This is a genomic window from Peribacillus saganii (assembly GCF_003429095.1).
Classification (GTDB): Bacteria; Bacillota; Bacilli; order Bacillales; family DSM-1321; genus Peribacillus; species Peribacillus saganii.
This window is the reverse complement of the sequence record NZ_QVTE01000021.1, coordinates 1-12,876: the sequence shown is the minus strand read 5'-3', so window position 1 is coordinate 12,876 and position 12,876 is coordinate 1. Positions and strand designations below refer to the sequence as shown.

The following is a 12,876-nucleotide window of genomic DNA, read 5'->3' as shown; positions in this document are numbered from 1 at the left end:
TTCTATTACAAAATTATCAATTCTTTAGTCGAATGGGTCAGCGATTCATTGCCGCTATCTGTAATGATCGTATCATCTTCAATACGGACTCCGCCTACACCCGGTATGTAAATACCCGGTTCAACAGTAACAACCATTCCCGGTTCAAGGATCGTATCTGACTTTACAGATAGCGCTGGGCCCTCGTGTACTTCAAGGCCGATTCCATGTCCCGTAGAATGGCCGAAATATTGGCCATATCCCTTTTCTTCAATTAGGTTACGCGTCAGAGCATCGGCTTCCTTACCGATCATGCCTGGCTTGATTCCCGCCATTCCGCGCAGCTGTGCCTCGAGGACAATGTCATAAATCTTCTTCAATTCTTCCCCCGGCTCGCCAACCGCCAATGTCCGCGTAATATCAGATACGTATCCGTTATAATAAGCTCCGTAGTCAAGTGTCACAAAGTCTCCTGTTTCAATCATTTTATCCGATGCCACCCCATGCGGCAATGCCGAACGATGACCTGAAGCAACGATAATATCAAAGGATGAGGATGTGGCTCCCTGCTTCCGCATAAAGAATTCAAGCTCATTTGATACCTCAAGCTCTGTCAAACCTGGGCGGATATAGCCGACTATGTGTTTAAACGCTGCATCTGCAATCTCTGCAGCTTCCTTTAATATCTTAATCTCTGAAGGTGTCTTTATCAAGCGTAATTTCTCCACTACACCGGAAGTTGGTACAAGCTCACCCTCGAATGCTGCTTCATAGGCCTTAAATGTAAAATAAGTCATATGCTCCTGTTCGAATCCAAGCTTATGCATCCCCATGATTTTTGCCTGCAGGGCAACTTCTTCAATTATAGATGCCTTATGCTGGACTATTTCAAAACCCAGCGCTTGCTTAGCCGCCTGCTCAACATAACGGAAATCAGTTATAAATTTAGCTTCAGAAGCCGAGACAAGCACAACTCCTGCAGAACCGGTGAAGTTTGCGATATGCCGGCGATTATATGTACTTGTAATTAAAAGTCCGTCTATATCGTATTTTTCTAAAGCTGTACGCAATTTCTCCAGTTTCTCCATTTAATTTCTCCCCTTTACCATCTTAATTAATGCCGATAGGGCAAGGTGGTATCCATCAAATCCAAGTCCCACAATCTGCCCCTTAGTAACAGGAGCAATGACCGATACCTCCCGAAAGCTTTCGCGGGCATGAATATTCGAAATATGTACCTCTATAACCGGATATGTTACACTCGCTATCGCATCGCGCAATGCATAGCTATAATGAGTGAAAGCCCCTGCATTGAGGATTGCTCCATCTATGCCTTCATCCGCTCTCCTGTGAAGTTCGTCAATTAGGCTGCCCTCATGATTGGATTGATAGCAGTAAAGCTCAACCCCTGATGCCCGTGCCTCTTCAACAAGCTCCGCTTCAAGATCTGCAAGCGTTGCCGTCCCATAATATTCCGGTTCCCTTTTCCCCAATCTGTTTAAATTAGGGCCATTCATCAATAAAAATTTCATCTGTCCACCCGCTTTAAATAGTAGCTCTGTTTGCACATTCAGCCCGAATGGAAAAAGAATGTCCAATACGGACATTCTACCACAATTCAAAATTGGCTTACTACTTTTTCAGGCGAGGCTGATTATTGATATGCCTATTCAGATGCATCCACTTCTTTTATTCTTTCACGCTCCGAATACTCGAATGAAATAGAGTATCCAATGAACACCCCATAAACTATGTAAATACATATTCCCGTGATAATCGTGATATTGTTCATTTTGGATAATACGGGCATATCAGGAAATACAGGCGGAAACACAATCATTGTAATCGCCCAGAGTAGCAACCCATATATGACTCCACCAATTACACTCTTGATTCTCCTCATTAATGCATAATATATAAGAGCTGCAACGATGGAAAACAGGCTTAGAAGCAATACGGAAATCACTACGCCAAGCCAGCCGTATACCCATTTTGCTCCGTTCCAGGAAGTTAGAATAAACTTGGGGCTGATATCCAAAAAATTAAAAAAATAGGCAGCCTGAGCGATGAATCCCCAGATTATCCCGCCAGCAAAGCCTGTGATAACCACCATCATTATGAACGATCCTATTATGGTTTCATTCCTGTTTTCATTTTGGTGCTGTGACACCGTCATCACCTCCCTGCTTAGTATGCCCGAAAACTGGATTATCTTATAATTATTGTTTTCATGTGTAAAGCGAATCTATTGTGGAGGTTTTTTCTTTTTTTCGGTAAAATAGATAATAATCCAGTGCAGCTAAATCTCTACCTGCAGTGTAAAAAACAAAGCATAGGTTGGTGAAAAATGTCTCAGCAAAATAAACGGGTATATGGAGGCCAGGCTGTTGTAGAGGGCGTCATGTTTGGAGGAAAAAAACATACGGTTACCGCCATCCGCAGAAAAGATTCCACAATAGACTTCTTCCGGCTTCCCCGGGAAAACAAGCCGCTCGCTTCAAAATTTAAAAAAATACCATTCTTACGCGGAATTGTAGCAATCATTGAAGCGAGTGCAACCGGCTCCAGGCATTTAAATTTCTCATCGGAACGGTATGATGTTGACCCGTCTGAAGACGAAACAGTTAAGAAAGAAGAACCGTCGAAAATTGCGATGGTATTGGGTGTAGCCGCCATTGGCGTCATTTCCTTCCTTTTCGGAAAATTCGCGTTCACTCTTATTCCCGTTTTTCTGGCGGAACTTACACGGCCTGTCATCTCAGGTGACTTTGGCCAAATTTTAATTGAAGGATTTTTCAAATTGCTCCTTCTGCTGATATACATCTACGTAGTGTCGATGACACCTTTAATTAAAAGGGTCTTTCAATATCATGGAGCAGAACATAAAGTAATAAACGCATTTGAAAATCAAAAAGAGCTTACAGTAGAAAACGTCCAGTCGCAATCCCGGCTCCACTATCGATGCGGCAGCAGCTTCATGCTATTCACTGTCATAGTCGGTGTTTTTGTATACACCTTAGTTCCGACAGATCCATTATGGGCAAGAATTTTGAATCGTATTGCTCTAATCCCAGTGGTACTTGGTATTTCATTTGAAGTTCTTCAGCTGACAAACAAATTAAGGGATGTGCCTGTTCTACGTTACCTTGGCTATCCAGGTTTATGGCTTCAGCTTTTAACAACAAAGGAACCAAGCGATGACCAGGTAGATGTGGCAATTGCGTCCTTTAACGAACTGCTTCGCTTAGAAAAAAGTGGTGAACAAGGTTTAAAAGACGAGGATATAGTGTAAAGAAAATAACATTAGGCAATGAATCCGGATTTAAAGAATTTTTTCCTTTTTCAAAGTTTAAAAACCTTGAAAATTGCTCATGATGCTCTTAAGGAGGTGACTTTGTTGAATCGTTCATTCTCATACATTGTTTATGGCATCATCGCATTAGGTGCCATTGGATTAATTAGTCGGATGTTTACTGATCCAGTTGGTTTCTTCAGGAATCTATTAATTATCGCAATTACAGCGGGAATTGTTTATGTTTTATATAAACGATTAACAAAGGATAAACCTAACAAAAAAGAGCAACGTTCATTCTCTAAGGCTGCTAAACAATCAGTCCAGCGGCAAAAGGGACGGGAAAGTGCCTCCAAGGGGAAGCACGATAACGTTGCAAGCTTTTCATTGGCCAAAACTTCAAGGAAAATAAGAAATAGAAAAAAGTCAGAAGCCCAATTAACAGTAATTGAAGGCAAAAAGGGCAAAAAGAAAAACCGTGCTTTATTTTAAAAAGCCGGTTTTTCTTTTTGTATTGATCAGGGGCTTAAGTAAAGTATTGCACTTCTGCTTCTGGAAAAAATTGCGCGATATATTCCCTCATAACCGATTCCATTTCCTTAGCTTCTTCCGGCTGGTAAACGTATTTGCCGATTCCATACCGCCCCCATTTATATTTCCTTTTGCTCTCATCCAGCTCTAGCTTGGATTTTGGATAGTTTTTTTGAATAACTTTTTTTGCTGGAGCCGTAAATCGATGCTGGATCAGCTCGAACGTGAGAGCAGGCAGTTCAAGCCCATCGAGCGCATTGCTTAATCTTTCAAACAATTCAAGATAGCCATCCTTCCAGCCGTCATGAAGATAGATCGGAGCTACAATAAATCCGAGCGGATAGCCCGCTTTTGCTACCTTTCGGGCGGCCTCTAATCTTTCATCGAAGCTAGAGGTACCTGGTTCAAAATTCTTTATGACATATCTCGAGTTTACACTGAAGCGAAATCTCGTCTTTCCATTATGTTTTGCATCTAATAAATGATCCACATGGTGAAACTTTGTAACAAAACGGAGCCTCCCATATTCAGTCCTGCCAATAAATTCAATTGTTTTTTTCAAAGAATGAGTTAAATGGTCAATACCGACAATATCTGAGGTACATGCGGCTTCAAACCTTGTCGGTTCCGGTTTCCGTTCTTCCATATATTTTTCAGCCTGTTCAAAAATCTCTTCCAGATTTACATATGTCCGAATATACGGCTTGCTGCCAAGGGTAGTCTGCAAATAGCAATAATGGCAATGGCCCATGCACCCCGTTGCAAGCGGAATAGCATATTCTGCTGACGGCTTGGATGTATCAAATTTCAAAGTCTTCCTGATTCCTACAACCAATGTTGACTTAGCTACCCTGTATTTCTGAAAATCATTTTCCCCTGGCAGGTTTCTGATTTGATTATGGGAAGTTGTTTCCCGGATCTCGATCCCCATCGATTCAAATTTCTCTTTCAGTTCCCGGCCAAGCGGATATTCAAGCGCCTTCGGTTCTATATATACTAGTTGCGGAATAAAAGGTTCCATGCTGTTCACCACGTTCTCTGTTATTTGCCAATAGCGGCTTTTATTATTTTTTCCTTTGACTTTGTTAAACATGCCTGTTGATTTCCGCTCTAGTGGCGGTACGGGAGCCTCCTCGGCGCTTGCGCCTGAGATGTTCTCCCTTTAACCGCTTTTCCCGCAGGACGTTGAGTTGGCCTCCCCGAAAAACACCGCACGAGAAAATGCGAATGGAAAAGCGGAAGCGCCCTGCTGAAAGGAAAAACGGCTAAGCCCGCAACGTCTTCTGTAAATCTGAATAATTCAACAGTGCTTCTCGTAAACGCTATTAATGGATATATCCTAATTTCCCCGGATACTCTATGATTAAAGGCAGTTCAATTTAGCTAAAGGAGCCATAGAAGATGAAAGAGATGAAGGATATAAAAAACACAAAGCAATATTCGACCAATGCACCGGAAGAGAGCGTGATGACGGTCCAGACAGGCGGTAATTTTCCTAACTTGAAGCATATTCCCGGTGATTCAGTTGATGGGCATGAAGATCAGGAAATTGCAAATAGCATCATTGGCGGTGAAGAAATCCGTCAGCAGAACGATAATTTATGAAATGAAAAACTCTGCCGCAATATAATTGGCAGAGTTTTTCATTTACGCTTCAGCCTGATCTGCTTTATTGTTTTTTCCGCTAATGAGTTTCATCACCATGAAAATCAAGATGGTACCGGCTGCTGCTGCGGCAATAAAGCTAACACTTAAAAAATCCTTCTTAGCTATAGACATAAGCGGCGGTCCTGCAGCAACACCGATAAACCTTGCTGAACTATAAAAGGATGAGATGGTGCCCCGCTCGTCTTTTTCAATATTCTCGGTAATAAGCGCATCAAGTGTAGGAAGCATGGCCCCAATTCCAATGCCAATCATTGTAACAAGTCCGAGAAGAAACACTAAATTGTCAGTATTCCTTGCCATAAACAAAATGAATACACTCATAATGATTAAGGAAATAATCACAATCCATTTCATTACTTTTTTGTTCCCTTTTATCTTCAAACCGGTAATAAATGAGGAAAGGCAAAGAAAGAACAAAGGAATTGCTAGGACAAAGCCTTTTTTCATGCCATGTAAGCCATGCTTTTTTTCCAAAATGTCCGAGAGAAAGAATAGGACCGCAAACAATACCAGCATAGCGAAGCCGCCCAGGATAAAGACAGTGTATAGCCACTTTCCTTCTTTTTTGAAAGTTTTCTTTGTCTTCTTTAAAAACTCTTTAAATTTTTCAGGTTCTTCATCATCTTCCTTTGGAACTTTAATAAAGAAAAATACTAATAAAATCGATATTAAGCTAAAAATAGAAATAGAAAAGAACGGTAAAAACCAAAGAAAGGCTGCAAAAGCCGAGCCGAGAATCGGGCTCAGAACCTTGCCAAATGTATTCGCCGTTTCAATTATTCCGAGGCAGGAGCTCGTTTTTTCATCATCATCTTTGTACAAATCACCGACGAGCGGCAAAATGATAGGGGCGGCACCTGATGCACCAACACCCTGAAGGATTCGGCCGATAATGATCCAAGTGAACGGATCTTCAATCTTCCACGAGGCATAACCTGCAATCAGGCCGCCAAGCAAAGCCAGAATTAATCCGGGCAAAATAATTTTCTTTCTACCCACCCGGTCTGATAAATATCCTGCTACCGGAATCAAAAAAATCGACGCTATTGAATAACTCGTAATAACCAAACTCGTCTGGAAGGACGTGATGCCAACTTTCTCTTCAAAAATCGGCAACACAGGTATCAACATTGAATTACCAAGAGTCATAACGAGCGGGATAGAAGCCATGCTGACCAGGCACCAGCGGCTGACTTTTGTTTCTTCGGCATTTTCTTTCACCAACTGCCACCTCATCTTTACATATAAGTCATAGCTTTATTTTGCCCAGGCCTTAACAATTTATCTATTTTAAAAAATCATTGCTGTTTATGTAGATTTTCCCTTCTCAGAGGCTAATTTTGCATAACAAAAATCCCTTCCATTTATTTGGAAGGGATCTTTGTTAGCTTTTAGAGTCCGCATTTCAATTGGGCACCGCAATTTGTACAAGTATTGCAGCCACCCATTTCTTTTACTTCGCCTTTTCTGCAAACCGGACATGTATCTCCAACTTCAGAACCAATTGTGACATTTGTGGAGCGCAATTCGTTAATTGTATCAACTAAAACCACTTTCTTTTTCTCTGAAGATACTGTTTGAATTTCGTCATGCTCTTCAAAGCTGTTTTCTTCTGCCTTTAACGTTAATACCTGGCTGTCACGGCTGCCATCTACATAGACAGTTCCGCCTTTTGCCCCGCCTTTGTACAGGCGCTCATACACTTTCTCCACCTGCTCAACAGTGTATCCTTTTGGCGCATTTACCGTTTTGCTGATCGAGCTGTCGATCCAGCGCTGGATAATGCATTGAACATCTGCATGTGCTTCAGGTGCCAGCTCCATTGCTGAAACAAACCATTTCGGCAGCTGATTTGGGTCTGTGCCAGGGTTGCGGTCCAGATATTCCTGTACTATATCTGCCTTCACTTCAATAAACTTGCCAAGTCGGCCGCTTCTAAAGTATGTGAAAGAGAAATAAGGCTCTAACCCTGTGGAAACCCCCACCATTGTACCTGTGGAACCCGTAGGAGCAACAGTCAGCAAATGTGAATTTCGGATACCATATTCTATGATACCGTCTTTAATATCCTGCGGCATTTTTTCCATGAATCCTGTTTCGCTAAAACGGCTGCGAAGCCTGTTTGTTTCCGCCTCGGACGCTCCAGCAAGGAACGGGAAGCTGCCTTTTTCCTTTGCCAGTTCAATAGAAGCGCGGTAAGCAGACACGGCAATTGTTTCAAACACTTTATCAACAAGTTCATTGCCGGCTTCTGAGCCATATTCTGTTTCACAATAGATAAGAAGGTCATGCAGCCCCATTACTCCAAGGCCGACACGGCGTTCCCCTAACGCCTGCTTTTTATTCTCTTCAAGGAAGTATGGCGTTGCATCGATAACGTTATCCTGCATCCGCACACCTACTTCAACAGTACGCTTTAATTTTTCAAAATCAACTGTTTTATTGTCAATATCTGCCATTTTAGCAAGATTAACCGCTGCAAGGTTACAGACGGAGTATGGTGCGAGTGGCTGTTCACCACAAGGATTCGTTGCCACTACCTGCTGTCCATACGCTTTTGCATTCGTCATTTCGTTCGCATTGTCGATGAAAAAGATCCCAGGCTCGGCGGAGTAAGTTGCACAAATATTAATCAGATTCCAAAGCTCTTTTGCTCTAATGGTACGGTAAACGCGCACTTTATGGCCGAGTTTCGCCCATTCGCGTACGTCACCGACCTGGTGCCATTCCTCGTTGTAAATTTTCATTTCCTCTTGGTCATATTTTTCAACATCAGGGAAACGCAGATCATATACTTCATCGTTCTCTACCGCATTCATGAATTCCTTTGTTAGGCATACTGAAATATTGGCACCAGTGAGGAATTCAGAGTTATGAACGCTATAAGTTCCGCCAGTGGCTAATTTAGTTTCTGCATCTTTAATAATTTTATCGTTAAAACCGCCCTGGCCAGGAATGTTTTTATAGTTGATGATTCCTTGGTACATCGCTGTTTCCTGCTCAGTGAAAGGCGTGAACTTTAATTTTTCATTAGCATATTTCTTAATCGTTTCGTCATTGGTATTCTCCATTAAGTAACGAAGAATCCTAGGGTTTTGCATTTTTGAAATGATGAATTCAATGATGTCTGGGTGCCAATCCGCCAGCATAATCATTTGGGCGCCTCTTCTTGATCCTCCCTGCTCAACTAAATGCGTAAGTTTAGCAATATCATCAAGCCAGGATACAGATCCTGATGATTTTCCATTTACCCCTTTAGCCAGCGTGTTCCGCGGACGAAGTGTTGAGCCGTTTGTTCCTACTCCGCCGCCCCGGCTCATAATTTCCATAACCTGCTTTCGGTGCTCGGAGATGCCCTCGCGTGAATCCTGGACAAAAGGCATAACGTAGCAGTTAAAGAACGTTACTTCTGTATCAGAGCCCGCTCCGTATAGTACTCGGCCAGCAGGAACAAAATTCATGCCGACTAGCTCCTGATAAAACTTTTCGAACCATTCCTTCTGTTTTGCTTCAGTGGTTTCCACAGAAGCAAGCCCAGTTGCATTACGTTTTGCGATTTGCTCGTAATAAATTTCAAGCGGCTTTTCAATTACATCGATTGGCCTGTCTACAATGCCTGTTTCAACTTCCTCAGGCTTGTCCAAAACCCCGCGGTATTCATCTTCCACAAGAACCTTCGCCTTCTTTTTCTCCCAATCAATGCTCACGATGAATCCTGTTCCCCGTGCTGGGAACTTCGGATCTTCCTTAATGGTGAGGACAACAAAATCTCCATTGGTGAGCGTGATCTTCTCCGTATCTTTAAAAGAATAACGGTCGATCATGACCAGGCGCGATACTCCCTTATGTGTAATGTTCATATCCGAGGTTATCGGGTGGACTTGCGGGAATAAGGCAATATCCTTATTTAGCCTCTCGATATTGACCTTCATATTTTGTGTTAATACAACAGACATTAGCAGACTCTCCCTTTATTGAATTTTCATCTAAGTTGCAGATTTTCTATGTAGTGAATTATATTTACGATTAAAATTACAATACCCATACCGTACCATACGATAAACCCGAAAATCAATATATAGTGTACCAAATATTTTCGACACCACTACATCTTGTGTGGTTGTTGGATTTTATCTAATTTTGTCAAATTAAAAAGAGCTTAATAAAGTGCGAAAAAATGAGAATACGGACGATTTGAACACTTTTTTCACCGAATTTAAAAGATTTCAGCGTTTGATTTTTTGCAAGCTAGCTGAATCGCTTGTCACGCGTACACATTCATTGAGACTCACCTTATAAAAAAGAAAAAATTTTTAGCTTGCTTTATTAAAAAGAAAGAACTCAGAGAAGATGAGTCCTTTGTTGAAATTATGTAAAATTGTGGTCAGCGCATAAAATTCCATTCATCTGTTTCATATTTCGTCTTCGACAAATTTTGTACCTCTTGAAGCTGTTCCGGAGAAAGAGTATAGGGTGCCAGCTCAATGTTCAGCCCTTTTGCAAATCCAGTTTCAAAAGCCTGCTTAGCTTCTTCAATTGTTACAGTTCGGTCGGAAAGGTCATTTATCGCAACTGCTTTATTCTTGAAATTCTTCATCATTCTTTCTTTTACCCTGTCACTTGAAAAGCGGAATAAACTAAAAAGCTTTTCATCCTCAAGATCAAGCAAAATTGATCCGTGCTGCAGGATTACTCCCTTTTGTCTCGTTTGGGCGCTGCCCGCCACTTTCCGATTTTCCACCACCAGCTCATACCAGCTTGGAGCATCAAAGCATACAGATGATCGGGGCTCCTTAAGAGCATTTCGCTCCTCTTCCGTTTTTGGTACAGCAAAATGGGCATCGAACCCTAAATTCCGAAAACCTTCAAGAATTCCTTCCGAAATGACCCGATAGGCTTCTGTCACATTTTTCGGCATTTCCGGATGTTCTTCCGTGACGATTACGCTATATGTAAGTTCATGCTCATGAAGGACAGCGCGCCCTCCTGTTGGTCTTCTTACAAAACCAAGACCAAGCTCTTTAACTGTTTCAAGGTTAATCTCCTTTTCGGCTTTCTGAAAATATCCGATTGAAAGAGTAGCAGGCTGCCAGCCATAAAACCGGATAACCGGAGGTATTTTTCCGGCGCTGTGCCAATTTAGCAATGCCTCATCCAATGCCATATTAAAAGCAGGTGAACAGTTTCCTGAATCAATAAAAGCCCATACCTCTTTTTTCATATAAAACCCTCTTTATCCTGAAATAATACTTGCTTAGTTTATCAAAAGCTTTACATAATAAAAAGCAAACTGCTTTTTTCAATATAATACAAAATTCCTTTGATTCCCGTTTATTTCAATTATATAATGAATATTGCTTGAGTGTTTACCTGAGAAAGGGGTTTGTTGCTTTGTTATACTTATTGATTATTCTAGCTGCCGTTATTGTTTACGGCGTCTATAATTGGCTTCGTCAGCGCAGGATTGTTAAAACGCTGTCCCAGGAGGAATTTATTGCCGGATACCGTAAGGCTCAATTGATAGATGTCCGCGAACCAAATGAATTTAATGCTGGCCATATTCTTGGTGCCAGAAATATCCCGTTATCCCAAATTAAAACTCGAATTAAAGAAGTCCGTCCGGACAAGCCTGTTTATTTATACTGCCAAAGCGGTATGCGCAGCGGGCAAGCTGCCCAAATGCTAAGCCGGAAAGGTTATAAAGACTTATCCCAGCTTAAAGGCGGCTTTAAGCAATGGACTGGAAAGATTAAAGCAAAATAATAAAGCACAAGATAAAATTTTTCTTATATAACAGATTAGATTAGGAATGCTGAAGCCACAGCTCGAGCACCAGCCGCGAATTTTTACTGTAAACTCTTTTATAGTTGCTGGGCGCTATGCGGACAAAGTACACTTTAATTTGAAGCTGCAAAAAACCCGGGATCTTGCTCGCTGCTGATTCCGGGTCTTCTTTTATACAATTTTAGAATGGAGCAATTGGAGTTGTATACGTATGAAAAGGAACCAAGAGAGGGCCTGTACATAAAAGATACATGCAAATACGCTAAAGTCGAAGAAATCAGACAGCTTGCCCAAATTTGTAATAATCATGATCACATAAAAATGGAGCTCCCTTTGAATATTCCTCTTTTGTTGGACCGGCCATCAGGTGAATATAACAGCTTCTTATATTATAAAAAAAGCATATTAGTCGGTTTTTTAGGAATGTTTTCCTTTGTAAAGGAAGACGAGGTGGAATTGACTGGCATGGTTCACCCGTCATTTAGGATGCAGGGCATTTTCACAATGATGTTTGAGGCAGCTAAAAAGGAATGTTTAAAACGGGGAACCGTTAAGATTTTTGGTGTAAACGACCACTTTTCAGAATCAGGTAAGAGGTGGATTAAAGCAGCAGGCGGAACATTATCATTTTCCGAGGCGAGCCTTGAACTCCGACCGGACTCCATCCAACGGCCCTATTTGCCTTCGCCTATTCAGCTTATATCTCCTGGTGAAGATGACATGGAAATATTAAAGGAGATTTTCATGGCCTCCTTTGGAGACCTCGAAGACCACGCTTTTCAATTGATTAGGAGAAATATCAAGGGGCCAGAACACTCCCTTTTCCTTGCTATGCATGGAAAAGAAGCGGTAGGCACAATAACTGCCACACAGGAAATCGATTCCATCACATTGACCGCCTTTGCAGTTCACCCTAATTACCAAAGAAAGGGATATGGCCGTCAAATTCTTCTGCTTATGGTGGAAATGCTCATTAAACAAGGGCAAAAAAACATCAGGATAGAAGCAGAAACAACTAACACCCATGCTTTGAAACTATATGAAAACTGTGGCTTTGTCATTGATTCATGCTTTGACTACTACCAATTACGCTAGCTGGACAATAATTGGTTTCGAATCATGACAACATCAATTAACCGAAAAGGAGCTTTAATAAAAATCTTTGGAATTAAGTGAAAACCTTACTGTTGTAAGCGAAACTGGCGGATTTTTAAGCAAAGAACCGCTAGGATCGCTGCGTCCTCACAAAGCTGCCCTTTGTTTCGTCCGATGTATCGCTGCCGAAGCGTTCCTTGTCTTGGGTCTTATTTCCCAGAAAAAAAGTTGCTGAGGGCTGGATCTAAAGATTAGTTGTCCACAACCCTTACCTTCTTAAAATTTAGCTGCCAAACCCAAAAAGGGCGGTCCAAAGGTGCTGCACCCCAAAAGTTAGAGTTAAAACTAACTTTTGGGGTGTTTTTCTATGGCAAAATACAGTGAAGGATTTAAACTGAAAGTTGTTCAGGAGTATTTACAAGATAAGTTGGGTTATAAGCTATTATCGAAAAAATATGAGATGCCATCTTCAACTCCGATTGAACAATGGGTACGAGCTTATAAAGCTTTCGGTAAAGAAGGTTTAC

13 protein-coding genes are annotated in these 12,876 nt (G+C 41.5%); 6 read left to right on the top strand and 7 right to left on the bottom strand.

The window, feature by feature from the left end:
* Positions 1-5 precede the first annotated feature (5 nt).
* From D0469_RS08725 to D0469_RS08715, 3 genes are all read right to left on the bottom strand, one after another.
* Entirely contained in the window at positions 6-1,067 is a 1,062-nt protein-coding gene (locus tag D0469_RS08725; RefSeq protein ID WP_117326360.1) for a M24 family metallopeptidase, read from the bottom strand.
* Positions 1,068-1,511, bottom strand: coding sequence for a type II 3-dehydroquinate dehydratase (aroQ, locus tag D0469_RS08720; RefSeq protein ID WP_117326395.1), 444 nt, complete (start codon positions 1,509-1,511; stop codon positions 1,068-1,070).
* 134 nt (positions 1,512-1,645) lie between these two features.
* Complete coding sequence (locus D0469_RS08715) at positions 1,646-2,149, bottom strand: YqhR family membrane protein (protein WP_233522996.1); 504 nt, start codon at positions 2,147-2,149, stop codon at positions 1,646-1,648.
* A gap of 177 nt (positions 2,150-2,326) precedes the next feature.
* Here D0469_RS08715 and D0469_RS08710 point away from each other — a divergent pair, with 177 nt between their 5' ends.
* Together D0469_RS08710 and D0469_RS08705 are read left to right on the top strand one after the other, a co-directional pair.
* Complete coding sequence (locus D0469_RS08710; protein ID WP_117326358.1) at positions 2,327-3,271, top strand: DUF1385 domain-containing protein; 945 nt, start codon at positions 2,327-2,329, stop codon at positions 3,269-3,271.
* Positions 3,272-3,376: 105 nt separating this feature from the next.
* A complete protein-coding gene (locus tag D0469_RS08705) occupies positions 3,377-3,763 on the top strand; it encodes an SA1362 family protein (RefSeq protein ID WP_142919178.1) in 387 nt (128 codons plus the stop codon).
* A gap of 34 nt (positions 3,764-3,797) precedes the next feature.
* On the opposite strand, the gene splB is transcribed toward D0469_RS08705, so the two are convergent.
* Positions 3,798-4,823 (bottom strand): spore photoproduct lyase, encoded by a 1,026-nt coding sequence (gene splB, locus D0469_RS08700; protein WP_117326394.1) that lies wholly within the window; start codon positions 4,821-4,823, stop codon positions 3,798-3,800.
* A 380-nt stretch (positions 4,824-5,203) separates the two neighbouring features.
* Here splB and D0469_RS08695 point away from each other — a divergent pair, with 380 nt between their 5' ends.
* Complete coding sequence (locus D0469_RS08695; protein ID WP_233522995.1) at positions 5,204-5,407, top strand: hypothetical protein; 204 nt, start codon at positions 5,204-5,206, stop codon at positions 5,405-5,407.
* 42 nt (positions 5,408-5,449) lie between these two features.
* Here D0469_RS08695 and D0469_RS08690 read toward each other — a convergent pair whose 3' ends face one another.
* The 3 genes from D0469_RS08690 to D0469_RS08680 form a co-directional block, all read right to left on the bottom strand.
* Positions 5,450-6,640, bottom strand: a complete 1,191-nt coding sequence (locus tag D0469_RS08690) for an MFS transporter (protein WP_117326392.1) — start codon at positions 6,638-6,640, stop codon at positions 5,450-5,452.
* 221 nt (positions 6,641-6,861) lie between these two features.
* Positions 6,862-9,426: a vitamin B12-dependent ribonucleotide reductase gene (locus D0469_RS08685; RefSeq protein WP_117326356.1), complete on the bottom strand. Its 2,565-nt coding sequence runs from the start codon at positions 9,424-9,426 to the stop codon at positions 6,862-6,864.
* 428 nt (positions 9,427-9,854) lie between these two features.
* The gene (locus tag D0469_RS08680) at positions 9,855-10,691 is read right to left on the bottom strand and encodes a lipoate--protein ligase family protein (RefSeq protein WP_117326355.1); all 837 of its coding nucleotides are present in this window, start codon (positions 10,689-10,691) and stop codon (positions 9,855-9,857) included.
* A gap of 170 nt (positions 10,692-10,861) precedes the next feature.
* Here D0469_RS08680 and D0469_RS08675 point away from each other — a divergent pair, with 170 nt between their 5' ends.
* From D0469_RS08675 to D0469_RS22125, 3 genes are all read left to right on the top strand, one after another.
* Positions 10,862-11,233 carry a rhodanese-like domain-containing protein gene (locus tag D0469_RS08675; protein ID WP_117326354.1) on the top strand — a complete coding sequence of 124 codons (372 nt, stop codon included), beginning with the start codon at positions 10,862-10,864 and terminating at the stop codon, positions 11,231-11,233.
* Between the two features lie 222 nt (positions 11,234-11,455).
* Entirely contained in the window at positions 11,456-12,349 is an 894-nt protein-coding gene (locus D0469_RS08670) for a GNAT family N-acetyltransferase (protein ID WP_158553398.1), read from the top strand.
* 367 nt (positions 12,350-12,716) lie between these two features.
* Positions 12,717-12,876: helix-turn-helix domain-containing protein (locus D0469_RS22125; RefSeq protein WP_142919177.1), on the top strand; the 160-nt coding region annotated here is incomplete at its 3' end.

Excerpts from the sequence above, each read along its gene's own strand:
- D0469_RS08680 (WP_117326355.1), bottom strand. The coding sequence starts at position 10,691 with ATGAAAAAAGAGGTATGGGCTTTTATTGATTCAGGAAACTGTTCACCT.
- D0469_RS08725 (WP_117326360.1), bottom strand. The coding sequence starts at position 1,067 with ATGGAGAAACTGGAGAAATTGCGTACAGCTTTAGAAAAATACGATATA.
- splB (WP_117326394.1), bottom strand. The coding sequence starts at position 4,823 with ATGGAACCTTTTATTCCGCAACTAGTATATATAGAACCGAAGGCGCTT.
- D0469_RS08685 (WP_117326356.1), bottom strand. The coding sequence starts at position 9,426 with ATGTCTGTTGTATTAACACAAAATATGAAGGTCAATATCGAGAGGCTA.
- D0469_RS08710 (WP_117326358.1), top strand. The coding sequence starts at position 2,327 with ATGTCTCAGCAAAATAAACGGGTATATGGAGGCCAGGCTGTTGTAGAG.
- D0469_RS08690 (WP_117326392.1), bottom strand. The coding sequence starts at position 6,640 with ATGGCTTCTATCCCGCTCGTTATGACTCTTGGTAATTCAATGTTGATA.
- D0469_RS08695 (WP_233522995.1), top strand. The coding sequence starts at position 5,204 with ATGAAAGAGATGAAGGATATAAAAAACACAAAGCAATATTCGACCAAT.
- aroQ (WP_117326395.1), bottom strand. The coding sequence starts at position 1,511 with ATGAAATTTTTATTGATGAATGGCCCTAATTTAAACAGATTGGGGAAA.